This is a genomic window from Rhodococcus sp. NPDC057014 (genome assembly GCF_042673295.1).
GTDB lineage: Bacteria > Actinomycetota > Actinomycetes > Mycobacteriales > Mycobacteriaceae > Rhodococcus_F.
The window spans coordinates 1-22,347 of record NZ_JBHUSF010000135.1 but is presented as its reverse complement, the minus strand read 5'-3'; the positions used below and the strand labels follow the sequence as shown (position 1 = coordinate 22,347).

The 22,347-nt window shown below is 68.1% G+C and carries 25 protein-coding genes; 6 read left to right on the top strand and 19 right to left on the bottom strand.

Going from position 1 to position 22,347, the window contains the following annotated elements:
• Positions 1–69 precede the first annotated feature (69 nt).
• Together ACFTZB_RS24405 and ACFTZB_RS24400 are read left to right on the top strand one after the other, a co-directional pair.
• Positions 70–750: an amino acid ABC transporter permease gene (locus tag ACFTZB_RS24405; protein WP_015890437.1), complete on the top strand. Its 681-nt coding sequence runs from the start codon at positions 70–72 to the stop codon at positions 748–750.
• Positions 747–1,646 (top strand): amino acid ABC transporter permease, encoded by a 900-nt coding sequence (locus tag ACFTZB_RS24400; RefSeq protein ID WP_378434861.1) that lies wholly within the window; start codon positions 747–749, stop codon positions 1,644–1,646. Before ACFTZB_RS24405 ends, ACFTZB_RS24400 begins: the two co-directional genes overlap by 4 nt.
• A gap of 122 nt (positions 1,647–1,768) precedes the next feature.
• On the opposite strand, the gene recX is transcribed toward ACFTZB_RS24400, so the two are convergent.
• From recX to pgsA, 13 genes are all read right to left on the bottom strand, one after another.
• The gene (gene recX, locus ACFTZB_RS24395) at positions 1,769–2,284 is read right to left on the bottom strand and encodes a recombination regulator RecX (RefSeq protein WP_378434859.1); all 516 of its coding nucleotides are present in this window, start codon (positions 2,282–2,284) and stop codon (positions 1,769–1,771) included.
• 8 nt (positions 2,285–2,292) lie between these two features.
• Positions 2,293–3,339, bottom strand: a complete 1,047-nt coding sequence (gene recA, locus ACFTZB_RS24390) for a recombinase RecA (protein ID WP_015890434.1) — start codon at positions 3,337–3,339, stop codon at positions 2,293–2,295.
• A gap of 144 nt (positions 3,340–3,483) precedes the next feature.
• Positions 3,484–3,678: a DUF3046 domain-containing protein gene (locus ACFTZB_RS24385; protein WP_015890433.1), complete on the bottom strand. Its 195-nt coding sequence runs from the start codon at positions 3,676–3,678 to the stop codon at positions 3,484–3,486.
• Between the two features lie 33 nt (positions 3,679–3,711).
• On the bottom strand, positions 3,712–4,860 hold the full coding sequence (locus tag ACFTZB_RS24380) for a glycosyltransferase (protein WP_378434856.1): 1,149 nt from the start codon (positions 4,858–4,860) through the stop codon (positions 3,712–3,714).
• A gap of 27 nt (positions 4,861–4,887) precedes the next feature.
• Positions 4,888–6,432, bottom strand: a complete 1,545-nt coding sequence (locus tag ACFTZB_RS24375) for a glycerol-3-phosphate dehydrogenase/oxidase (protein WP_378434854.1) — start codon at positions 6,430–6,432, stop codon at positions 4,888–4,890.
• Positions 6,429–7,061 carry a TetR/AcrR family transcriptional regulator gene (locus tag ACFTZB_RS24370; protein ID WP_378434852.1) on the bottom strand — a complete coding sequence of 211 codons (633 nt, stop codon included), beginning with the start codon at positions 7,059–7,061 and terminating at the stop codon, positions 6,429–6,431. The genes ACFTZB_RS24375 and ACFTZB_RS24370 overlap by 4 nt, the downstream gene beginning before the upstream one ends.
• A gap of 275 nt (positions 7,062–7,336) precedes the next feature.
• Positions 7,337–8,053, bottom strand: coding sequence for a PIG-L deacetylase family protein (locus tag ACFTZB_RS24365; protein WP_378434850.1), 717 nt, complete (start codon positions 8,051–8,053; stop codon positions 7,337–7,339).
• A 16-nt stretch (positions 8,054–8,069) separates the two neighbouring features.
• Entirely contained in the window at positions 8,070–8,246 is a 177-nt protein-coding gene (locus ACFTZB_RS24360; RefSeq protein WP_378434848.1) for a hypothetical protein, read from the bottom strand.
• A gap of 188 nt (positions 8,247–8,434) precedes the next feature.
• Positions 8,435–9,265 carry a hypothetical protein gene (locus ACFTZB_RS24355; RefSeq protein WP_378434846.1) on the bottom strand — a complete coding sequence of 277 codons (831 nt, stop codon included), beginning with the start codon at positions 9,263–9,265 and terminating at the stop codon, positions 8,435–8,437.
• Between the two features lie 17 nt (positions 9,266–9,282).
• On the bottom strand, positions 9,283–10,113 hold the full coding sequence (locus tag ACFTZB_RS24350; protein WP_124392892.1) for a PspA/IM30 family protein: 831 nt from the start codon (positions 10,111–10,113) through the stop codon (positions 9,283–9,285).
• A gap of 153 nt (positions 10,114–10,266) precedes the next feature.
• Entirely contained in the window at positions 10,267–10,653 is a 387-nt protein-coding gene (locus tag ACFTZB_RS24345; protein ID WP_378434843.1) for a helix-turn-helix domain-containing protein, read from the bottom strand.
• 71 nt (positions 10,654–10,724) lie between these two features.
• A complete protein-coding gene (locus tag ACFTZB_RS24340; RefSeq protein ID WP_378434841.1) occupies positions 10,725–11,225 on the bottom strand; it encodes a CinA family protein in 501 nt (166 codons plus the stop codon).
• A complete protein-coding gene (pgsA, locus tag ACFTZB_RS24335; protein ID WP_378434838.1) occupies positions 11,222–11,884 on the bottom strand; it encodes a CDP-diacylglycerol--glycerol-3-phosphate 3-phosphatidyltransferase in 663 nt (220 codons plus the stop codon). Before pgsA ends, ACFTZB_RS24340 begins: the two co-directional genes overlap by 4 nt.
• A 117-nt stretch (positions 11,885–12,001) precedes the next feature.
• Between pgsA and ACFTZB_RS24330 the strand changes: the two genes are divergently transcribed.
• Positions 12,002–12,526, top strand: a complete 525-nt coding sequence (locus ACFTZB_RS24330) for an amino-acid N-acetyltransferase (protein WP_378434836.1) — start codon at positions 12,002–12,004, stop codon at positions 12,524–12,526.
• A 73-nt stretch (positions 12,527–12,599) separates the two neighbouring features.
• Positions 12,600–12,884, top strand: a complete 285-nt coding sequence (locus ACFTZB_RS24325; RefSeq protein WP_378434863.1) for a YciI family protein — start codon at positions 12,600–12,602, stop codon at positions 12,882–12,884.
• Positions 12,885–12,926: 42 nt separating this feature from the next.
• On the opposite strand, the gene ACFTZB_RS24320 is transcribed toward ACFTZB_RS24325, so the two are convergent.
• From ACFTZB_RS24320 to thyX, 6 genes are all read right to left on the bottom strand, one after another.
• Positions 12,927–13,910, bottom strand: a complete 984-nt coding sequence (locus tag ACFTZB_RS24320) for a TerC family protein (protein ID WP_378434834.1) — start codon at positions 13,908–13,910, stop codon at positions 12,927–12,929.
• A gap of 209 nt (positions 13,911–14,119) precedes the next feature.
• Positions 14,120–16,750 (bottom strand): DNA translocase FtsK, encoded by a 2,631-nt coding sequence (locus ACFTZB_RS24315; RefSeq protein WP_378434832.1) that lies wholly within the window; start codon positions 16,748–16,750, stop codon positions 14,120–14,122.
• Positions 16,751–16,830: 80 nt separating this feature from the next.
• Positions 16,831–17,454, bottom strand: a complete 624-nt coding sequence (locus tag ACFTZB_RS24310; RefSeq protein WP_378434830.1) for a TIGR03085 family metal-binding protein — start codon at positions 17,452–17,454, stop codon at positions 16,831–16,833.
• 25 nt (positions 17,455–17,479) lie between these two features.
• Positions 17,480–19,450, bottom strand: a complete 1,971-nt coding sequence (locus ACFTZB_RS24305; RefSeq protein WP_378434828.1) for an RNase J family beta-CASP ribonuclease — start codon at positions 19,448–19,450, stop codon at positions 17,480–17,482.
• Positions 19,447–20,355 carry a 4-hydroxy-tetrahydrodipicolinate synthase gene (dapA, locus tag ACFTZB_RS24300; protein ID WP_015890417.1) on the bottom strand — a complete coding sequence of 303 codons (909 nt, stop codon included), beginning with the start codon at positions 20,353–20,355 and terminating at the stop codon, positions 19,447–19,449. The genes ACFTZB_RS24305 and dapA overlap by 4 nt, the downstream gene beginning before the upstream one ends.
• Before the next feature lie 43 nt (positions 20,356–20,398).
• A complete protein-coding gene (thyX, locus tag ACFTZB_RS24295) occupies positions 20,399–21,151 on the bottom strand; it encodes an FAD-dependent thymidylate synthase (RefSeq protein WP_378434825.1) in 753 nt (250 codons plus the stop codon).
• A gap of 155 nt (positions 21,152–21,306) precedes the next feature.
• Between thyX and ACFTZB_RS24290 the strand changes: the two genes are divergently transcribed.
• Together ACFTZB_RS24290 and ACFTZB_RS24285 are read left to right on the top strand one after the other, a co-directional pair.
• Entirely contained in the window at positions 21,307–21,783 is a 477-nt protein-coding gene (locus ACFTZB_RS24290) for a toxin-antitoxin system HicB family antitoxin (protein WP_378434823.1), read from the top strand.
• A 102-nt stretch (positions 21,784–21,885) separates the two neighbouring features.
• Positions 21,886–22,320 (top strand): SRPBCC family protein, encoded by a 435-nt coding sequence (locus ACFTZB_RS24285; protein WP_015890414.1) that lies wholly within the window; start codon positions 21,886–21,888, stop codon positions 22,318–22,320.
• Positions 22,321–22,347 lie beyond the last annotated feature (27 nt).

Below are 22,347 nucleotides of genomic sequence, written 5' to 3'. Positions count from 1 at the left end.
CGACTCCCCTTTCGTGGAGTCGTCCGACCCGGTTCGACGCCAACCACCGGTGACCTGGGGAGACGGTAAGTGGACCTACTGAGCAAATACAGCGATCAGCTGATCGACGCGTTCTGGACGACGGTGCAGCTGACCGCGTTCTCGGCTGTCGGTGCTCTGATACTCGGCACCATCCTCGCGGCCATGAGGGTGTCGCCGATCCCGGTTGCGCGCGGCGTCGGCGCGGCGTACGTGACGATCTTCCGGAACACTCCCCTGACGCTCATCATCATCTTCTGCTCGTTCGGGCTCTTCCAGACGATGGGCGTCAAGCTCGCCCCCGAGCAGTCACCGACGTTCTTCGAGGAGAACAACTTCCGGCTCGCCGTGCTCGGCCTCAGCATCTACACCGCGGCCTTCGTCTGCGAGTCGCTGCGGTCCGGTATCAACACCGTGCACGTCGGCCAGGCGGAGGCGGGCCGGTCGCTCGGTCTCACGTTCTCCCAGAATCTGCGGCTCATCGTGCTGCCGCAGGCATTCCGCGCGGTCACCGCGCCCCTCGGCAGCGTGCTGATCGCCCTGACGAAGAACACGACGATCGCCTCGGTGATCGGCGTGGCGGAGGCATCGCTCCTGATGAAGGAAATGATCGAGAACGAGGCCGCCATCTTCGTCGTCGGTGGCATCTTCGCGCTCGGATTCGTGATCCTGACCCTGCCGATGGGGCTCCTGTTCGGATACCTGAGCAAGCGATTCGAGGTTGCACGATGAGCAATTCCGCCACCGTCCTCTACGACGCGCCGGGACCGAAGGCGAAGAACATCTACCGCCTGATCTCGGTGGCCGTCGCCCTCGCGCTGCTGGTAATCGGCTACTTCGTCTACGCCGCACTCGACGACAAGGGCCAGCTGACCGCGGCGAAATGGGAACCGTTCACCGAATCGACCTCGTGGACCACCTATCTCATTCCCGGCATCCGCGGCACCCTCGTCGCGGCCGCCGTGTCGATCGTGTTCGCGTTGATCCTCGGCGCGATCCTCGGCATCGGACGCCTGTCGGACCACCGCCCGGTGCGATGGGTCGCGGGCGGGATCGTCGAACTGTTCCGCGCCATCCCGGTGCTGATCCTGATGATCTTCTCGTACCAGTTGTTCGCCGAGTACGAGGTGTTCAAGTCGAAATACCTTGCGCTCGCCGCGGTCATCGTGGGCCTCACGCTGTACAACGGCTCGGTGATCGCCGAAATCGTCCGGGCAGGCATCAACTCGCTTCCCAAGGGCCAGAGCGAGGCCGCCATGGCACTGGGGATGCGCAAGAGCCAGGTCATGCGCACCATTTTGCTGCCGCAGGCCGTCACGGCGATGCTCCCCGCGATCATCTCGCAGATGGTGGTCGCCCTGAAGGACTCCGCGCTCGGTTACCTCATCGGCTACGTCGAAGTGGTGCGGTCGGGTCAGCAACTCGGTGCGTTCTACGGCAACTACCTGCCTGCCCTGATCGTGGTGGCGATCATCATGATCGTCCTCAACTACACGCTCACCGTGGTGGCGACCAGGGTGGAGAAGCGGCTGCGGGCCGCCCGGAAGGGCGGCGGGCCCCGGGGGGCCGTTCCCGAGCTTCCCGCGGTGTCCGTTCCGGGCATGGACATCACCGACAAGCGGCTGTGACGCGGGATCGCTTCCGAGACGAACAACACCGCGTCTGAGACGGCAACTGCGGTCGGATGGGAACTCGGTTCCCGTCCGACCGCAGTGTCATTCGTCGTGCCGTAGTCCGGTCGTGATCGTGGTCAGGTTTCGTCGAACAGGCCGTCGGTGTCCGCGCCGGCACGGTCGAGTTGCTCCTTGACGACCTCGAACGCCATGCCCTGGGGGAACCCACGGCGCGCCAGCATGGACACCAGCCGGCGGACTGCCCGGTCACGGTCGTCCGCCGCCACGGTGCGCAACTTCTTCGCAACCAGTTCGGTGGCTCGCGCTCGTTCGTCTTCGCTGTCGATCTGCGCGAGGGCTTCGGTGGCGTCTTCCTGACCGATGCCTTTGCGGCGCAGCTCCATTGCGAGCGCACGCTTCCCCTTGCCGGAGTACGTGTGCCGCGAATGCACCCACTGCTGGGCGAAGTCGGCGTCGTTGACGAGCCCGACCTCGGTGAGCCGATCCAGTACACGCTCGGCGATGTCGGCCGAGTAGCCCTTCTTCGCCAGACGGTCGGACAACTCCGCTCGACTCCGGGCACGGTCCGTCAGGAGACGCAGGCACAGATCCTTCGCCTGCGTCTCCGTTCCACCTTCGCCAGTGGGACGCACGGCGGCGCCTAGAACTCGACCGGCGCGGCGTCGTCCGTAGCAGCAGCAGTGACGTCGGCGCCGATTCCGAGCTTTTCCTTGATCTTCTTCTCGATCTCGTCCCGGATGTCGGTGTTCTCCAACAGGAACTTGCGGGCGTTCTCCTTGCCCTGCCCCAGCTGGTCGCCTTCGTAGGTGTACCAGGAACCCGACTTGCGGATGAACCCGTGTTCGACACCCATGTCGATCAGCGAGCCTTCCTTGCTGATTCCCTGGCCGTAGAGAATGTCGAACTCAGCCTGCTTGAACGGCGGCGCGACCTTGTTCTTGACCACCTTGACGCGCGTGCGGTTACCCACCGCGTCGGTGCCGTCCTTCAGGGTCTCGATCCGCCGCACGTCGAGGCGAACGGACGAGTAGAACTTCAACGCCTTACCACCGGTGGTGGTCTCGGGGGAACCGAACATGACGCCGATCTTCTCGCGCAGCTGGTTGATGAAGATCGCGGTGGTGCCGGAGTTGCTGAGCGCGCCGGTCATCTTCCGGAGCGCCTGGCTCATCAGACGTGCCTGCAGACCCACGTGGCTGTCGCCCATCTCGCCCTCGATCTCGGCGCGCGGGACGAGCGCGGCCACGGAGTCGACGACGAGGATGTCGAGGGCGCCGGAGCGGATCAGCATGTCTGCGATCTCGAGCGCCTGCTCACCGGTGTCGGGCTGCGACACCAGCAGTGCGTCGGTGTCGACACCGAGCTTCTGGGCGTAGTCGGGGTCGAGTGCGTGCTCGGCGTCGATGAACGCGGCGATGCCGCCGGCCGCCTGGGCGTTGGCGACCGCGTGCAGAGCGACGGTGGTCTTACCCGAGGATTCCGGGCCGTAGATCTCGACGACACGGCCGCGGGGCAGCCCGCCGATGCCGAGGGCGACGTCCAGCGAGATGGAACCGGTCGGGATGACGGCGATGGGCTGACGGACACCTTCGCCCAGGCGCATCACCGAGCCCTTGCCGAAGTTCTTGTCGATCTGCGCCAGCGCGAGGTCGAGCGCCTTGTCTCGATCGTGTGCCTGTGGTGCCATCGTCGTCCCCATTCTCGAGTCTCATCAGTGATCTGCGGTCAGGTTAGATCCAGGTACCGACAAGAACCGTGACCACCGAACATCTCCAGCATAGGGGAACGTGTGTTCGATTGGTGCGACCGGCCCGTTCGACACGCCGGATCTCTACCGGCGCTGCGGTGGAACGTCGAACTCGGCGCAGAGTTCACGCCACACCTCGCGGGGCTCCCGGCCGTCCTCGATGGCCTCGGCGGCGGTCTTGCCCCCGAGACTGAGCAGCACGTGGTCGACGAGTAGTGCGTCGCCGCGCATCTGCCCGAACTCCTCGCGGACGAGTTCGTGAAATTCTGTCAGTCGCACGCGTCCACGCTAGCCCAACCCCGGGCGGGACTCTCACCGCAGCGCGTCGCGGCACACCTCCACCGGATCCGCCACGTCCGCGATGCTCCGCGCGGCCCGCTGCGCGGCCTCCGCGTGGGCGCCGTTCGAGAGCACCTGGTCGACCGCCGCACGGAGCGCCGCGGCGCTCGGGGGACGCACCACGACGGCACTCCCCTGCCGCGCGGCGCGATTCGCGAGTTCCCACTGATCGCCGCCGCCGGGGACCACCACCGCCGGGACACCTGCGAGCAGGGCCTTCGCCAGCATCCCGTGGCCCCCGCCGCAGACGACGGCGGAGGCCTCGCGAAGCATCGCGTCCTGACGGCCGAGACCCGCTCGCACCCAGGGCGGAACCGCGGACGGCGATCCGTCCAGGATGGACGCGATCACGCGGACGCCGGCCCCGTCGAGCCCGGCGAGCGTCGTCTCGAGCATGCCCTCGGCACCGGTGAACGCGGTCGACGGAGCCACCATGACCAGCGGATCGGTGCCGTCCGGCGGCACGAGCACCTCGTTCGTCGGTTCCCACAGCAGCGGCCCGACCACGTGCGCCTCGGCGGGCCAGTCCGGTCTCGGTACCTCGAGCGCGGGGAGCGTCGCGATCAGCCGGCGCACCGGTCCCGGATCCTTCGCCGGCAGCCCGACGCCGACCCGGGCCTCGGAACGCTGCCGCCCGCCCTGCCGGATCGACCGTGCCGTCGCCGCCCGCATGAGCGTGTCGCGGGCCCGGCCCCGGATTCCCACACCCGGAGCCAACCCGCTTCCGATGGGCGGCAATCCCCGGGACGCCGCGTACAGCGGGTGCGGGGACAACTCGACCCACGGGATCCCCAGCCGCTCCGCCGCCATGCCGCCACCTGCGGTGAGGACGTCCGAGACCACGAGATCGGGTCCCATCGCGCGCAGGTCGGGAAGCAACTCGGTGGAGATGTGCGCGGCGCGGGCGTGGATGCGCGCGCCCGCGTCGAGGTCGTCGTCCGTCGGGCGGGGTGCAAGACCTTTCAGCAACTCGGCAGGCACCCCCGCTGCCCGCGCGCGCTCGACCCACCGGGTGCCGGTGAACAGGACCGGTTCGTCCCCGGCCTCGATGAAAGCGAGGCACAACGCCAGGGCGGGAAAGGCATGTCCGGGATCAGGCCCGGCGACCACGGCGACTCGCACGAAGCACAGGGTGTCACACGGTCGGCGTCACCGTTTCTCGAACACGGCTTCGGCCGCGGCGAGGGACCGCGCACGGTCGGCGGGGACGAGTCCGATCCGGGTGCGACGGTCGAGGAGGTCGTCGACGTCGAGTGCGCCCTCGTGGGTCACCGCGAACTCGAACTCGGCGCGGCTCACGTCCACGCCCTCGGCGATCGGGGCCAGTAGTCCGGGGTCGGCGGCAGCGATCAGCGCCGCCTCCGTTCCGTAGCGGGCGAGCAGCGTCGGCGGGGCCGAAACCTGCCGCAGCGCTTCGGGAGTCGCGGCGCCGACGAGCGGGAGGGCACGCGTCCGGCACGCGCGAGCGTCCAGTCCCGCCGCCGCCACCGCGGCGTCGACGGCGTCCTCCGCCATCTTCCGGTACGTGGTCAGCTTGCCGCCCACCACACTGACCAGACCGGTGTCCGAACGGAGGACGGCATGGTTGCGCGAGAGGTCGGCGGTCGATCCGTCGCCGGTGTCGAGCAGCGGTCGCAGTCCGGCGAACGCGCCGAGGACGTCCGAACGCCGCAAGGGCACCTCGAGTGCGGTGTTGACCGTGTCGAGCAGGAAGTCGATCTCCTGCTCCGACGCTTCCGGAACGTCGGGGACGGGTCCCGGCGCCGCCTCGTCGGTCAGGCCGAGGTACACGCGACCGAGCTGTGCGGGCAGGGCGAAGACGAAACGGTTGGTCTCACCGGGGATCGGAACCGTGAGCGCCGCGGTCGGGTTCCCGAGCCGTTCCGCCGGCAGGACCAGATGTGTGCCGCGACTGGGTCGCAGCGTGATCGACGGATCGATCTCACCCGACCACACGCCTGCCGCGTTGACGACGGCGCGCGCCGTGATCGACAGTTCCGAGCCGGTCAGCTCGTCGCGCAGGGTCGCGGACGTCCCGGTCACGTCGTAGGCGCCCGTACGGGTGAGCACCTTCGCGCCGTGGAGCGCAGCGGTGCGGGCGAGGGACACCACGAGCCTGGCGTCGTCGACCAGCTGGCCGTCGAAGGCCATCAGGCCGCCCCGAAGACCGTCCCGGCGCACCGCGGGGGCCAGTTCGACCACCCGGTCCGCCCCGACCGTCCGCGACCGCGGCAGGATCGCCGACGGTGTGCGAGCGCTCGCACGGAGCAGGTCACCGGCCAGGAATCCCGTGCGGACGAGGGACTTTCCGAACAGCGTCGTGGAATCGAGGACGGGGACGAGCTGTGGCAGCGCCCGGACGAGGTGGGGCGCGGTGCGAGTCATGAGGATTCCGCGTTCGACCGCACTCTCGCGGGCGATGCCGACATTGCCCGACGCCAGGTAGCGCAGCCCGCCGTGGGCGAGTTTCGAACTCCACCGGCTGGTTCCGAACGCGAGGTCCCGCTTCTCCACGAGCACGACGTCGAGGCCGCGTGACGCCGCATCGAGTGCGACGCCGACGCCGGTCACTCCGCCGCCGATCACCAGGACGTCGACGCGTGCGCCGTCCGACAATTGGTCGAGCTCGCGTGTCCGTCGTGCGGCGTTCAGCGCCGACGAGCGGCTCACGGACGGCGTGCTGGGGTGGGTCACCGGTCTCCTCGATCTGTCGAGTGGGTGTCGGCTGCGTCGGGTGCCAGATAGGCGCCGACGGCGTGCCGGAGTTGTTCGGTCAGGGCGTCGCCGGGAAGTTCCTCGGCGACCATCACGGCCGACTGGACCGCGGACTGGGCGATCAGCAGGACCATGGTGGCGATCTGACGGCTGTCTCCAGCGCGGATCGAGCCCTGGACCTGTCCCGCCGACACCGCGGCCGAGACCTGGTCGATGATCGCCCGCTGGCTGGTACCGAGCCGCTCGAGGATGTAGGTGGTGAACAGTTCCTGATCCGAGCGCAGGATCTTCACGAACAGCGGATGGTCACGCACCTCGGTGGACACGCGAACCACGGCGTCGACCAGTTGGCGGTGAACCGATTCCTCGGTGGAGAATTCGGGCATCACCGCAGCGATCTCGCGGGTCATGAGATCGGCGACCACCGCCCTGGTGTCCGACCAGCGCCGGTAGACGGTCGGCCTGCTGACGCCGGCCCTCCGCGCGACCTCCGCCAGGGTGGTGCGGCGCAGTCCGAAATCGAGGATGCACGAGCGTGCGGCGTCGAGGATGGAGTCTTCGACGCTCGCTGAGGTGTCGTCACGCGACGGTGGATTACGAATAGACATTGTATGTAACACCGTAACGCATGAATCCCCCGTCGGCACCTCACCGGCACCCGAATCACGTCCGTGCGGCCGGTACCGGATGCCGCGGGGACTCCCCGCCGTCGGAGATTCGAGGGCGTGAGCAGGACCGGAAGGCGGGGCGACAGGCTTGGCGTGGATGTCGGGCACCGACAACGCGCGACCATCGGTAAATTCGGTAAATATTACAGTTCCGTCCGGGTCGGACTCTCATTCACCAGCCCGCGCGTCGTCGCCTTGGTCAGTGCTCCGTGAACTCAGCCGAAGTGGTAGAGCTCGAACCCCACCGCGCGTTCGGCGTCGAATCCCGGTTGCGGCCCGGTCACCATCTCGACCTGGGCCCGCGCCTGCTGCCCCACCGGCACGTCGCTGAGCGCTTCCAGGTAGTGCACGTGCTCGGCAAGGGAGAGTACCGCCCGATCCACCGTGTGGGTGACATCGACGGCGTGAGTGGGGGTCATCGTGTGCACCGCCACCCACCGGACTCCGCGCCACGGCGGCAACCCCGACTCCCCCAGTTCGGGAAAGATCCATTCGTTGGCGGCGTCCGCTGTGGCGTCGAGGACGGCTCGCCCGAGAGCACGGTGGTCCGCACTGTTCAGCCGGCCCGGCCCCCAGGTGTCTCCGAAGTTCGCCGTCACCACCAGATCCGGACGATGACGACGGATCGCCGTGGCGAGGTCGCGCCGGAGCGCGAGACTCTCGACGAGAGTGCCGTCGGGATAACCGAGGAACTCGACGTCGGTCACCCCCACCACGGCCGCCGAGCGACGCTCCTCCGCCTCCCTCAGCGGGCCCGACTCCGTCGGGTTCAGGCCCGCGATCCCTGCCTCTCCGCTGGTGGCGAGCACGTAGCGGATGTCCTTGCCCTGCCCGGTCCAGCGGGCCACGGCCGCCGCTGCGCCGTATTCGATGTCGTCGGGGTGCGCGACGACGACGAGCCCACGATGCCAGTCCTCCGGTACCGGTTCCATGGGTAGAGCATGCCCGTCAGCTGCCCGTGATGTCCGATTTCTCGCCGGATCCCGACATCGCCTTGATCAACAGGTACACACCGAAGACGACGGCGCTGACGACGAGAATCCAGAACAGACCCTTGACGAGGGCACCGACCACTGCGAGGGCGATCCAGATCGCCGCGACAGCGAGAACAATCTTCCAGAACATGGCTTCCTCCACTCACGTCTCCCCGATCGATTTTCTGCGCCCGACGTCCGGTCGACCCCATGTATCGGGTACGCACCCCAGCCTGGCATGCCGACGCGGGTAAATCACCTGGTCAACGTAAAGATCAGGGAAAGATCAGGGTTCTCCCCCACACGAGCTCCCCTGGGGCGCTGCGTCGATCGACGAGGTCAGCGGTAGCGGCGAACGATGTCGTCGATCTCGCCGAGGGCAGCCGCGAGGCCGGCGAGTTTCTCGGTCGCCGACACGAGTTCCGCGCGTTCGTAGGCAAGTTCGCCGACGGCACTCGCCGTTCCGGGCACGGCGACCTCGGCGGCAGCGGCCACCAGTTCTTCGAACTGTTCGACGCCGTCGCCGAGTTGCGCGGCGGCAGAGGCGATCGCCCGATGGAGCGGCGCGGCCGCGGCACGACTCCCCCGGGCGGCGTCCTCCATGGACGTGATGTCGAGTGCCACCGCCTGCAACGCGGCTGCCGCGGAGCGGGCCGTGGTATGGGTGTCCTCGATGTCCTCGGCGCTGATGGTCGCGGACCGGGACAGCACGCCGAGGATGCCGTGCAGCGCTCGCTCGCTGTGGACGAGGCGCTCCAACGGCTCCCGGGCGGCCGAGGACGGCGCCGGAAGCACCCGTCGGGCAGGCAGACCCGGCGGCAAGGTCACGGCGTCGAGCTTGCGGTACCGGCTGACGGCCAGCGCCGCGGGAACCGCGAACACGACCGCGCCCCCACCGGCCATCAGCATCGTCCACTCCGGAGCAGCCATCAGAGCGAGACCGGCGGCGCCGGTGGCCGAGGTTCCGGACACGACGCCGAAGCGCTTCGCGCGACGGCGGGCCCGCCGCTTCTTCCGCAGGAGACGTTCACGAGGGTCGCGCCACCGCTGCGCCGCGTCCGCGACGGACTCACCGGCCTCGCGCAGCGCGCCCTGGATCCCGGCGAGCCCGGACACGACAGTGGCCGACCGGACTCCACGTCCAGGTCGGCCACCACGGGTGGAACTCATGCTCACAGGCGATTCGGTTACTGCGCCGTGCCGGTCTGGCCTGCCGCCGGCGGCTGCTTGTCGAGGTTCGGGTTGGCGGCGGGCGTCGCCGGTGCGCCGGCCGCACCGCCGGAGGGCAGTGCATCGCCCTTCATGGAGGCCCGGATCTGTTCGAGGCGACTGTGTCCGGCCATCTGAATGCTCGCCTGCTGCACTTCCATCATGCGGCCCGACACCGAGTTCTGCGCCAGCTCCGCAGAACCGAGGGCATCGGCGTAACGCCGCTCGATCTTGTCGCGCACGGCATCGAGGCTGGGCGTGTTACCGGGAGCCGAAAGGGTGCTGTCCATCGAGCGCAGCGACTCGCTGACCCGTTCCTGCATCTTGGCCTGCTCCAGCTGACTGAGCAGCTTCGTGCGTTCCGCGACCTTGGCCTGCAGAGCCATCGCGTTCTGCTCCACGGCCTTCTTCGCCTGGGCAGCTGCCTGCAGCGACTGGTCGTGCAGTGCCTTCAGGTCCTCGACGCCCTGTTCGGCGGTGACGAGCTGCGCGGCGAACGCCTCGGCGGCGTTGGTGTACTGGATGGCCTTCTCGGTGTCGCCGGCGGCCTGCGCCTGATCGGCCAGGTTGACGGCCTGACGGGCGTTGGCGTTGAGCTTCTCCACCTCGTCGAGCTGTCGGCTGAGCTTCATCTCGAGCTGGCGCTGGTTGCCGATGACAGACGCGGCCTGCTGCGACAGGGCCTGGTGCTGACGCTGCGCATCCTCGATCGCCTGCTGAATCTGAACCTTGGGGTCAGCCTTCTCATCGATCTTGGAATTGAAGAGCGCCATCAGGTACTTCCATCCCTTGACGAAAGGATTAGCCATGGGTGTGATCCTGCCTCCATCTGTTGCGCCGCGCGATGCGCGACCCGATACGCGACCGTCACGCACCGGAACAAGGGCTGCGCCCCGACTACCTGGCTCACCCGCCGACGGATCGGCGGTTGACTGAAATCTATCGGTTCGGCGCGGGTGTTGCTATGCGGCAGCCAGCGCCTGCGCGGGTGCAGGGATGACCACCCGGGTGTCGCGGGCGATGGTCGTCGAGCCCGGTCGTGCGCTCGCGGCGGCGGCTTCTGCGGGCGCGGATTCGACCGCGTGCCGCTCGGTGTCGGCGCGCTTGGCCGCAGACCCGTCGGACAGCGATTCGCTGACGTCGACGAGCACGTCGGACAGTGGGACGTCCAACGCGTCGCAGATCGCCGCCAGGAGCTCACTCGAGGCTTCCTTGCGCCCTCGTTCGACCTCGGACAAGTACCCGAGGCTCACGCGAGCACTGTTGGAGACCTCACGCAGAGTCCGGCTCTGCGAAACGCGCGTACGCCGAAGACTGTCACCGATTGCCTCACGCAATAGCAGCGCCATCTCGCTCCTCCTTCATCCGTCACCTGTCTCGCCTATCTCAACGCGCGAACAGGACCGATTGGTTCCCGACCTTAGCCTGCGGATGTTTCCTGCACACGATCGAGGAGTCCCGACACGGCGGCGGAAACCGCAGATTTACGGATCTGCCACCGGTCGCCGGTCAATCCGAGTTCGAGGACCGACGTTCCGGCCGCCCCGGAAATGCTCAGGAACACCGTGCCCACTGGATGTCCGTCCTGCGTGTCGGGGCCGGCGACGCCGGTCAGTCCGACGCCCCAGTCGGCGCCGCAACGGGCGCGGGCACCGTCGGCGAGCGCGTGTGCCGTGGACGCCGCCACCGGCCCGTCCTCCGCCAGCCGGACCGGATCGGCACCGGCGAGAGTCGCCTTCAGGTCGGTGGCGTAGACGACGAGTCCCCCGCGCAGCACGGTGCTCGCGCCGGGCACACCGGCGATGGTCGCGGTGAGCAGTCCCGCGGTGAGTGATTCCGCGGTGGCGACGGTCTCTCCTCGGGCGGTGAGCACGGCGACCAGGTCGGATGCGCGCGTGCCGTCGACCAACGGGTCGGTCACGCCCCGGTGCTCGCGTTCGCTTCGACCTCGAGCACGCCGGCGCGCAGGCGGGCCGCCTGCACGACGTAGTCCAGCCCGGTCACCACCGTCAACAGCACCGCGGCACCCATCAGGACCCATCCGAGGGTGTCGAATCCGTCCGGTAGCGGCAGCAGGTAGAACCCGATCGCGATCGTCTGGACGAGAGTCTTGAGCTTGCCGCCCCGACCTGCGGGAATGACCGCGTGCCGCAGGACCGCGAACCGGAGCAGGGTGATGCCCAGTTCCCGCACCGCGATCACCGCGGTGACCCACCAGGGCAGGTCGCCGAGAATCGACAGACCCACGAGGGCGGCACCGATCAGCGCCTTGTCCGCGATGGGGTCGGCGAGCTTGCCGAAATCGGTGACGAGGCCGTACTTGCGGGCGAGTTGACCGTCGATCCGGTCGGTGATGGCGGCGACCGCGAACACGCCGGTGGCGATCAGGCGCCACGTCGTCGAGTGGCCGTCGCCGACGAACAGCACGACCAGGAAGACGGGGACCAGCAGGATCCGGAGGATCGTCAGGATGTTCGCGATGTTCAGCAGTGGTACGGCCGTCTCACTCGCGGGCTCGACCGCCGGATCCGGGGCCGCCGGGTTGTCGGCGGCCGTCCAATCCTCGCGCTGCGCGCTCATCGGAGCACCGCAGCGTCGAACTGCACCCCGGGACACGGCGGGGAGTGGGAGGGATTCGTAGGTCGTACCGGCACGTGCCTAAGAATATCGGTACGGCCGTTGGCTAATGTTCACGACATGACTTCTCGGACGCCGGACACCGCCGACAATCAGCTGATCGTGCGGCGAGCACGAACCTCCGACGTTCCCGAGATCAAGCGTCTGATCGACATCTACTCCGGCAAGATCCTGCTCGAGAAGAATCTCGTGACCCTGTACGAATCCGTTCAGGAGTTCTGGGTCGCCGAGCGCGGCGGCACTGTGATCGGTTGTGGCGCAATGCACGTGCTGTGGGCGGACCTGGGCGAGGTGCGCACGATCGCGGTCGATCCGTCGGCCAAGGGCCAGGGTGCGGGCCATCACGTGGTGGCCAAGTTGATCGAGGTCGCGCGGGAACTCGAACTCGAGCGCCTGTTCGTTCTCACGTTCGAGGTCGACTTCTTCGGCAAGCACGGATTCGTCGAGATCGACGGCACACCCGTGACCGCCGAGGTGTACGCGGAGATGTGCCGTTCGTACGACACCGGTGTCGCCGAGTTCCTCGACCTGAGCTACGTCAAGCCGAACACCCTCGGCAACACCCGAATGCTTCTCACCCTCTGAAATCCCAGTGCGTGAGACAGATGGGCCCTGATCCCATTGTTGTTCGATGAACCCGTCCCGAGAGAGCGAGAACATGTCCCTGTTCGTAGTGGAATACACGTATTCGGCCGATACCGTCGCCGGACGCGACGAGCATCGCCCCGCCCACCGGGAGTGGCTCGGTGAGCTGGCCGAGCAGAAGACCGTCGTGTCGTCCGGCCCGTTCGCCGACGGCAGCGGCGCGTTCATCCTCGTCGACGCCGCCGACGCGGCAACCGTGGAACAGCTCTTCACACACGACCCGTTCGCCCGCAACGGCCTGGTGACGGCCACCCGGATCGTCGAATGGGTCCCGGTACTCGGCGAATTCAGCTCCTGAACCGCCGAGCACCGGACCCCTCGAGCACGACGCCCGGCGGAGCTACTTCGCCGGCGTCGTGTTCCGCGTCTTGAGAAGGCTGGCGACAGTCGTCACTGCCAGCACACCGATGATGACGGTGAGCGAGAACACCGTCGACACCTCCGGTACGGACACGTGCTCCCCGCCGTTGACGAACCCGAGTGTGTTCTCGTGCAGTGCGTGCAGAACCAGCTTGACGCCGATGAACGCCAGGATGATCGACAGGCCGTACGACAGGTACACCAGGCGATCCAGCAGTCCGCCGATCAGGAAGTACAGCTGACGCAGACCCATCAGCGCGAACGCGTTGGCCGTGAACACCAGGTACGGCTCCTGGGTGAGCCCGTAGATCGCGGGGATCGAATCGAGCGCGAACAGCACGTCGGTGAATCCGATCGCGACCAGCGCGAGCAGAAGCGGCGTCACGACGCGTTTGCCGTTGATCCGCGTGACGAGCTTGTCGCCGTCGTAGGTGTCCGTGGTGGGGAGGATCTTCTTCGCGATGGCGACGATCTTGCTGTCGCGTTCCTCCTCCACTTCCTTCTCGTGCCCGTGATCACGCACCAGCGTGTACGCGGTGTAGATGAGGAACGCGCCGAACAGATAGAACACCCAGCTGTAGGCGTTGATCGCCGCGGCGCCGACGCCGATGAAGATTCCGCGCATCACCAGCGCCATCACGATGCCGATCAGCAGCACCTTCTGCTGGTACTCCCGTGGCACCGCGAACGTGCCCATGATGATGACGAACACGAAGAGGTTGTCGACCGACAACGCCTTCTCGGTGACGTAGCCAGCGAAATATTCGCCGCCGTACTGACTTCCCCACAGCCACATCACGATCAGGCCGAAGAGGATGGCGACGCCGATGTAGACCGACGACCAGAACGCCGACTCACGGAACGTGGGGGCGTGCGGGGTGCGCACGTGAGCGAAGAAGTCGAACACGAACAGTCCGAGAATCACCACACAGGTGATGACCCAGACCAGCGGTGACACATGCATGAACACAGACCTCCGGTAGACCTAGCGGGTACCGGAGGTCTCTCCCGCCGCACCGGAACCACTGTCCGAGCGACTGACAGCCCCGGATCGGCAATGGTGCCGATCGTGTTGACGATGCTGTCACAGAGGTGGGGATACTCCCCTCCAATTCGGTGACCATTCAACCACAGTGCGCGCGAACCGCACATTTCGGACACGCGCACCGTGTGTCACCCCTGGTCGGGCGGGGCCTCGTCCGGGTCGCCGCCGCGGATCGACCACAGCAGGCCGTCGAGTTCCTCGGGCTTGATGAGGACCTCGCGGGCCTTCGAACCCTCGCTGGGGCCCACCACTCCCCTGGTCTCCATCAGGTCCATCAGGCGACCCGCCTTCGCGAATCCGACCCGCAGCTTCCGCTGCAGCATCGACGTGGACCCGAACTGGCTGGAGACCACGAGTTCCACCGCCTGCAACAGCACGTCCATGTCGTCGCCGATGTCGGGATCGACGTCCTTCTTCTCCCCGACCTTCGCGGCGGTGACGCCCTCGGTGTACTCCGGCTCCGCCTGGTTCTTGCTGAAATCGACGACCGCGGAGATCTCTTCGTCGGTGATGAACGCACCCTGCAGGCGGGTCGGCTTGCCCGCGCCCATCGGCAGGAACAGCCCGTCGCCCATACCGATCAGCTTCTCGGCGCCGGGCTGGTCCAGGATGACCCGGGAGTCGGTCAGGGACGACGTCGCGAAGGCCAGCCGGGACGGCACGTTGGTCTTGATCAGACCCGTCACGACGTCCACCGAAGGCCTCTGCGTGGCCAGCACCAGGTGGATACCGGCGGCGCGCGCCTTCTGGGTGATGCGGACGATCGCGTCCTCGACGTCGCGGGGCGCGGTCATCATGAGGTCCGCGAGTTCGTCGACGATGGCGAGGATGTACGGGTACGGCCGGTAGACCCGTTCGCTGCCGAGCGGCGCCGTGATCTCACCGGACTTCACCTTGGAGTTGAAGTCGTCGATGTGGCGCACCCGGTTGGCCTGCATGTCCTGGTAGCGCTGCTCCATCTCCTCCACCAGCCAGGCCAGCGCGGCCGCGGCCTTCTTCGGCTGGGTGATGATGGGCGTGATGAGGTGCGGAATGCCCTCGTACGGCGTCAACTCCACCATCTTGGGGTCGATGAGGATCATCCGGACCTCGTCGGGTGTCGCGCGGGACAGCAGCGACACCAGCATCGAGTTCACGAAACTCGACTTACCGGAACCGGTGGAACCGGCGACCAGCAAATGCGGCATCTTCGCGAGGTTGGCGCTGACGAAGTCGCCCTCGATGTCCTTGCCGAGACCGATCACCAGCGGGTGGTGGTCCTTGCGGGTGCTCGGGGCGGTGAGCACGTCGGCGAGGCGCACCATCTCACGGTCGGAGTTGGGGACCTCGATACCGACCGCGGACTTGCCCGGGATCGGCGCGAGCAGGCGCACGTTGTCGGTGGCGACGGCGTACGCGATGTTGCGGGCGAGCGCGGTGATCTTCTCGACCTTCACACCCGGGCCGAGTTCCACCTCGTAGCGGGTGACGGTCGGGCCGCGGGTGAATCCGGTGACGGCGGCGTCGATCTTGAACTGTTCGAGGACCTCGGTGATGGCCTCGATCATCGCGTCGTTGGCCGAACTGCGCGTCTTCGGCGGATCGCCCTCGATGAGCAGGGACGTCGGCGGCAGCGTGTAGTCGCCCTCGACCACCCGGTCGGTGACGAACTTGTCGACGTCGGGCAGCGGTTCCGGTTCGGGTTCCGGCTTCGGGGCGACGACGGGCTTGGCCTTGGCGCGCGCCGGTTTCGGGGCCGGTGCCGGAGCGGGCACGGGTTCCGTGGCGGGCTCGGTCTCCCACAGCCCGAGCACCTCCGTCTTCGCGGTGTCGCTGACGTCGTACTCGTCGGTGGGATAGTTGTCGGCGGGGGCACCCCGGACCCCGGTCTTGTAGTCGTCTACCGGGTAGCCGTCGGCGTCGAACAGGGTGGGGTCGTAGTCGCCGTCCTCGTAGTACTCGCTGTCGTAGTCGGCGTAGTGATCGCGGCCGAAGGATGTTCCGAAGTACGACTGCAGCTTGCCGGGCACCTCGCGGACCGTGGTGCCGGTGAGGAGCAGGACACCGAACAGTGCCGCCATCAGCAGCAGCGGCGCGGCGAGCCACACGGTGAGGCCGTCGGTCAGCGGACCGCCCGCCGCGTACCCGACGAAACCGGCGCCGCGGGCCCTGCCGTCGGCGTCGGTGGGCGACCCCGTCGCGATGTGCCACAGACCCAGGGCGGGCAGGCCGACCAGTAGCGACCCCAGGACCAGCCTCGGCCGGATCTCGGGTTTCGGTTCGGTGCGCATCAGGATCACCGCGACGGCGACACCGATCAGCGGCAAGACGGCGGACGCCCCGCCGAACACGGCGCGGACTCCGGTCTCGATCCACTCGCCCACCGGGCCACCCGCGGAAAACCAGATTCCGCCGGCGACGACGACGCTGATCGCGATCAGCCCGAGGGCGATGCCGTCGCGCCGGTGGCCCTGCTCGATCTCGGCCGCCTTGCCGACGGTGCGGGTGGTGGCTCCGACGCCCTTCGCCACGAGCGACCAGCCGGCGCCGATTCCCCGGCCCACCGACTTCAGGGGACTGGACGTGGACGCCTTCTTCGCCGTGGGACGCCGCGCGCCGCCGCGGGAGCCGCCGCCACGCGGCGACGTGGACTTACGCGGAGTACTGACCGTCCGGGTCGTGCGGGACTTCGGCTTGGACGACGTGGCCGAGCCGCCTCGCACGCCCGTCCTCGCCGTGGACGTCGTGCTCGAACCGCGGGCGCTCGCCTTACCTGCCATGGCTCTCAGATTAGTCGCTACGGCACCTTCCGGACCATCCGCAACACCCGTAACAGCGGCCGGGCTGCGTCGAAATGGCCTCAGAACCCTCGGTCGAGGGAGGTCACGGCCTCGATGTCCGCGGCCTCACCCTCGGTCTCGATCCGCACCTGATTCCGGCCGAACGCGTGCAGGGTGAGTTCCGACGGTTCCCCCCGCAGAATCACCCGGCCGGCTCCGGCCGTGCGGACGGTGGCCTGCTCGCCGGACGGCCGCTCGAGTACCACCGTCACCGGGGCGTGCCGGTAGCCGAGCTTGCCGACCTTGCGCGCCAGACCCCACAGCGCGTCCTGACGGTCGGCGGGCAGCACACGCGGCTCCCACCCGTCGTGGGCGCGGCGCACGTCCTCGTGGTGGACGAACATCTCCCCCAGGTTCACCTGCGCGTCCACCCAGTACATCGGCGACCACATCGGCGGACCCGACCGGACCTCGTCCAGCAGTCGGCTCCACGGACGCGTCGCCGTCTCGTTCTGGACGCGTTCGGTGTACCCGGCGAGCAGGCCCACGACGATGCCGGGGGCAGCGTCGAGGCGTCGTTCGCGCACGATCAGGTGGGCGGCCAGGTCCCGGTTGGTCCACGTCCCGCAGAGGGTCGGGGCGTCGGGACCGAATTCGGCCATCGAGTCGACGAGGGCGAGGCGTTCATCTCGGGCGAAGGTCACCCGACCGAATCTACCTGCCGGAGAACTACTTGCCCTCCGCCGACGGCACCGCGATGACGGTCGGGACGATCATCGGCCGGCGACGGTACTTGTCGGCCACCCATCTGCCGACGACACGCCGGATCGCCTGGGCGATGCGGTGAGCGTCGTTGATGCCTTCGGTGGCCAGGCGCAGCAGCTCCGCCTCGACCAACTGTGCCGCGTCCTTGAGGGCCGTCGGGTCGTCGGAGAATCCGCGTCCGGACACCTCGGGGGTGCTGACCGCGCGGCCCGTGTGGTCGTCGATGACGACGTTGATGGCGATGAACCCGCCCTCACCGAGGACCAACCGGTCCGACAGTGTGGAGTCGCCGACGTCGCCGACGGACAGTCCGTCGACGTAGACGTGCCCGACGGGAACCTGCCCGACGATCTCGGCGAGACCGTCGACCATGTCGACCACCACACCGTCCTCGGCGAGCACGATCCGCTCCTCCGGCACGCCGGTCGCCTTCGCGAGGGCGGCGTTGGCCCGCAGGTGGCGCCATTCACCGTGGACCGGCATCGCGTTGGTGGGCCGGACCGCGTTGTACAGGTACAGGAGCTCACCCGCCGAGGCGTGACCGGAGACGTGGACCTTCGCGCTCTGCTGGGTGACGACGGTGGCGCCGCGCTTGGCGAGGCCGTTGACGACGGCGAACACGGAGTTCTCGTTGCCGGGGATCAGCGACGAGGCCAGCACGACGAGGTCGTTGGCCCGGATGTTGATCTGCCGGTGCTCGCCGCGGGCCATCCGCGACAACGCCGACAGCGGTTCGCCCTGCGAGCCGGTGGAGATGAGGACGAGCCGGTCGTCGGGCAGGTTGGCCGCGGTGTCGATGTCGACGACCAGACCGTCCGGGACGCTCAGGTAGCCGAGATCCTGCGCGATCTGCATGTTGCGGACCATCGACCGGCCCACGAACGCGACCCGCCGGTTGTACCGGTGCGCGACGTCGACGACCTGCTGGATGCGGTGCACGTGGCTGGCGAAGGAGGCCACGATCACACGCTGCCGGGCCTTGCCGATGACGTTGTCGAGCACTCCCCCGATCTCACGTTCGGGGGTGACGAATCCCGGCACCTCGGCGTTGGTGGAGTCGACGAGGAACAGGTCGACGCCCTCGTCGCCGAGACGGGAGAAGCCGGCGAGGTCGGTGAGCCTGCCGTCGAGCGGCAACTGGTCGAGCTTGATGTCGCCGGTGTGCAGGACGACGCCGGCGTCGGTCCGGATCGCGACGGCAATGGCGTCGGGGATCGAGTGGTTGACGGCGAAGTACTCGCACTCGAATGGGCCGTGTTCGGTGCGCTGACCCTCGACGACCTCGACGAGGTTGGGGCGCTGGCGGTGCTCACGGCACTTGGCCGCGACGAGCGCGAGCGTGAACCGCGAACCGACGACAGGCAGATCCGGACGCAGGCGCAGCAGGAACGGGATGGCGCCGATGTGGTCCTCGTGGCCGTGTGTGAGGACGACGGCCTCGACGTCGTCCATGCGGTCCTCGATGTGCCGGAAGTCCGGGAGGATCAGGTCGACACCCGGCTGCTGGTCTTCCGGGAACAGCACACCGCAGTCGACGATGAGCAGTTTGCCCTGGTGCTCGAAGACGGTCATGTTGCGACCGATCTCGCCGATGCCGCCCAGAGCCACCACCCGCAGACCCTTGAACGGGGCCTTCGGCGGGGCGCCGAGCCGCGCCGTCGGATCGACCGCCGCCGGCCGCGAGTCCTGACGCTTGCTGCCGCCGCGCCGTCCGGAGCGCGATGACGACTTGTTGGCGGCGCCACCCTTCGTCGACGCGGTCTTCACGGGCGCGGACTTGGCCTGCTCCGACTTCGGGGCACTCGGCTCGTCGGCAACGACGGGCGCCGACTTCGCCGACTCGGCAGCGGGGGCCGGCGTCGTCGGCTCGCTCGCCGGGGGGGAAGGGGGACCTGCCTGGCGGCTGGCGCTGCGACGACGAGGCGGTCGGGTCACGCGAGCACCCCCGCGGCGTGCAGATCGGCGGCCAGGAGATCGATCTGATCGTGCGTGGGCGCCACCTGCGGCAACCGGGGTTCACCGACGTCGAGGCCGATCAGGCGCAGACCCGCCTTCGACGCGCTCACGCCGCCGAGACGCGCCACCGAACGGATGACCGGGATGAGGCTGAGGTTGATGGCGCGGGCGCGGGCGATGTCCCCCGCCGCGAAGGCGGTGTGCAGTTCACGCAACCGGCCGGGCACGAGGTGCCCGATGACGCTGACGAATCCCGTCGCGCCCACCGACAGCCACGGCAGGTTGAGCGGATCGTCACCCGAATAGAACTGGAGGTCGGTGGTGCCGATCAGCTCGGCGCCCGCGTTGAGGTCGCCCTTGGCGTCCTTGACCGCGACGATGCGCGGGTGCTCGGCGAGGCGCCGGATGGTCTCCGTCTCGATGGGGACCACGGAGCGGGGTGGAATGTCGTAGAGCATGACCGGAAGGTCGGTGGCGTTGGCGACGGCGGTGAAGTGCGCGAACAGTCCGGCCTGCGGCGGACGCGAGTAGTAGGGGGTGACGACGAGGAGGCCCTGCGCGCCGGCGCGGGCGGCGTCACGGGCGAGTTCGACGCTGTGCGCGGTGTCGTTGCTGCCTGCGCCGGCGATGATCTTCGCGCGGTTGCCCACCGCGTCGATGACCGCCCGGAGCAGCTCGAGCTTCTCGTTTTCGGTGGTCGTCGGCGACTCACCGGTCGTGCCGGCGAGCACGAGGGAGTCGCACCCGTTGTCGACGAGGTACGCCGCGAGGCGGACACCGGCGTCGACGTCCAGCTTTCCGTCCGAGGTGAACGGCGTCACCATCGCTGTGGACACGGTGCCGAACGGACGCTCGACTGGAGAAGCGGAATCACCGTAGGTCATGGTCAGAAGGCTACCCGGTGACCCAGGTACTTTTGCACACCCGTCACGCGTCGGCGGAAAACGTGCTCCTCGCCACCTCCGTGCCGTCGCCCCAGTCCAGTACCTCGAAGTCGCCGAAGACATTCGGTGCGGCCGCTTGCAGCTGCCTCAGGCACTCGACCGCGACACGGCGAATCTCCACATCGGCGTGCTCGGTGGCCCGCATCGCGACGAAGTGCCGCCAGGCGCGGTAGTTGCCGGTGACCACCACGCGGGTCTCCGTCGCATTGGGGAGGACGGCCCTCGCGGCCTGCCTCGCCTGCTTGTTGCGCAGCGGCACGTTGGCGGTGTCGGCCAGTTTCGCTTCGAGGGCCTCGAGGAGTTCGCCGTACGCCGTCCGGCTGGCGTCGGTGGCCTTCGCGAACAGCTCCTCGAGTTCGGGGTCGCCGGCGATCGCGGGCGGGACGACGACGTTCCCGTCGTTCTCCCGCACGAAGCGCTGCGACAGCTGCGAGTAGGAGAAGTGGCGGTGCCGGATCAGCTCGTGGGTGCAGGACCGGGAGATGCCGGTGATGTAGAAGCTGACGGTGCCGTGTTCGAGAACCGACTCGTGCCCGACCTCGAGGAGGTGGCGCAGGTATCCGGCGTTGGTCGCGGTGCGGGGGTTGGGTTTGGACCAGCTCTGGTAGCACGCCCGGCCCGCGAATTCCGCCAGCGCTTCGCCGCCGTCGGCGTCGGTCTCCCACGGGATGTCCGCCGGTGGAAAGAACTCCGTCTTCGCGACGAGTTGCACCCTGAGCGGCACGGTCTGCGGCACTGCGCTGATCCTCCTACCGAACTCCCTGGTGGGGAGTCCCTCCTGAATGCATCGACCCTAGTCGCAGCGTCGGCCCGGCACTGCCCGAGGGTGACATCACCAAGCTGAGGTCACGACTGCTTGACTGACGTCATCGATGACGCCATGCTGGCGTCATGGACCTCGGAATCTACGTCTCCCGGCTGCGAGACGACCTGAACGCAGCAGCCGCACTCGGCGACGAGCAGACTCGGGCGACCGCTGCTGCGCTCGCCGCCGCCGTCGAACCCGCCGCGCGCCTGCTCCTCCTCTCGGCGCTCACCGACTTTGCCGGAGAGGTGTCTTCCGAGCTCGGCAATCGCACCGTCGGTGTGCGTCTGGACGGCAGCGAGGTGGCGGTCGACGTGCACCGCACTCCCACTCAGCCGGGGCCGGACGGGGAACGCACCGCCACCGTCGAGGACCTCGGCGCCGCCTTCGATGACGTCACAGGTGACATCAGCCGCGTCACCCTCCGGCTGATGGATCAGATCAAGTCGAAGGCCGAGGAGGCCGCCTCCCAGAACGGGGTGTCACTCAATTCCTGGGTGTCGCAAGCCGTCCAGGGCGCGCTCAAGGACCAGATGCGCCGGAACGGGAGAGGCGATTTCTGAGCGCCGGTGCACTCACTCCACGCGCCCGTCGGCGGCGGTGATGTAATTACGTCGCATCAGCCACACGGTGAGAGTCGCCACGGGCTCGAAGGAGCGAAGAACATGGCCGTTTCCGGCGTCAAGGAATTCGAGATCAAGGCCGATCCGGCCACGGTGATGGCCGCGATCGCCGCGGTGGATCGCCTGCCCGAGTGGTCCTCGGCCCACAAGTCGGTCACCATCGAGAGCACACACGACGACGGACGCCCCCACCGAGTCCGGATGAGCGTCTCCATCCTCGGGATCAGCGACGAGCAGGTCGTCGACTACACGTTCGAGGGCGACAACACGGTGTCGTGGCACCTCGTCGAGAGCGGCCAGCAGAACGCTCAGGACGGGTCGTACGTCCTCACCGAGTCCGGCGCCGGCACCAAGGTGACGTTCGAATTGACGGTCGACCCGAAGATTCCGCTGCCGGGGTTCCTCGTGAAGAAGGCGCAGAAGACGGCACTCGAGACCGCGAGCAAGGGTCTGACGAAGTTCGTCGAGAGCCTGTAGGCAGTCGGCAGCCCGACGTTTCTCACG

Bases quoted from the DNA above. Each gene is read 5' to 3' on its own strand.
- ACFTZB_RS24400 (WP_378434861.1), top strand. From the start codon at position 747: ATGAGCAATTCCGCCACCGTCCTCTACGACGCGCCGGGACCGAAGGCG.
- recA (WP_015890434.1), bottom strand. From the start codon at position 3,339: ATGGCACCACAGGCACACGATCGAGACAAGGCGCTCGACCTCGCGCTG.
- ACFTZB_RS24370 (WP_378434852.1), bottom strand. From the start codon at position 7,061: ATGTCTATTCGTAATCCACCGTCGCGTGACGACACCTCAGCGAGCGTC.
- ACFTZB_RS24365 (WP_378434850.1), bottom strand. From the start codon at position 8,053: ATGGAACCGGTACCGGAGGACTGGCATCGTGGGCTCGTCGTCGTCGCG.
- ACFTZB_RS24360 (WP_378434848.1), bottom strand. From the start codon at position 8,246: ATGTTCTGGAAGATTGTTCTCGCTGTCGCGGCGATCTGGATCGCCCTC.
- ACFTZB_RS24355 (WP_378434846.1), bottom strand. From the start codon at position 9,265: ATGAGTTCCACCCGTGGTGGCCGACCTGGACGTGGAGTCCGGTCGGCC.
- ACFTZB_RS24350 (WP_124392892.1), bottom strand. From the start codon at position 10,113: ATGGCTAATCCTTTCGTCAAGGGATGGAAGTACCTGATGGCGCTCTTC.
- ACFTZB_RS24345 (WP_378434843.1), bottom strand. From the start codon at position 10,653: ATGGCGCTGCTATTGCGTGAGGCAATCGGTGACAGTCTTCGGCGTACG.
- pgsA (WP_378434838.1), bottom strand. From the start codon at position 11,884: ATGAGCGCGCAGCGCGAGGATTGGACGGCCGCCGACAACCCGGCGGCC.
- ACFTZB_RS24330 (WP_378434836.1), top strand. From the start codon at position 12,002: ATGACTTCTCGGACGCCGGACACCGCCGACAATCAGCTGATCGTGCGG.
- ACFTZB_RS24325 (WP_378434863.1), top strand. From the start codon at position 12,600: ATGTCCCTGTTCGTAGTGGAATACACGTATTCGGCCGATACCGTCGCC.
- ACFTZB_RS24320 (WP_378434834.1), bottom strand. From the start codon at position 13,910: ATGCATGTGTCACCGCTGGTCTGGGTCATCACCTGTGTGGTGATTCTC.
- ACFTZB_RS24315 (WP_378434832.1), bottom strand. From the start codon at position 16,750: ATGGCAGGTAAGGCGAGCGCCCGCGGTTCGAGCACGACGTCCACGGCG.
- dapA (WP_015890417.1), bottom strand. From the start codon at position 20,355: ATGACCTACGGTGATTCCGCTTCTCCAGTCGAGCGTCCGTTCGGCACC.
- ACFTZB_RS24290 (WP_378434823.1), top strand. From the start codon at position 21,307: ATGGACCTCGGAATCTACGTCTCCCGGCTGCGAGACGACCTGAACGCA.
- ACFTZB_RS24285 (WP_015890414.1), top strand. From the start codon at position 21,886: ATGGCCGTTTCCGGCGTCAAGGAATTCGAGATCAAGGCCGATCCGGCC.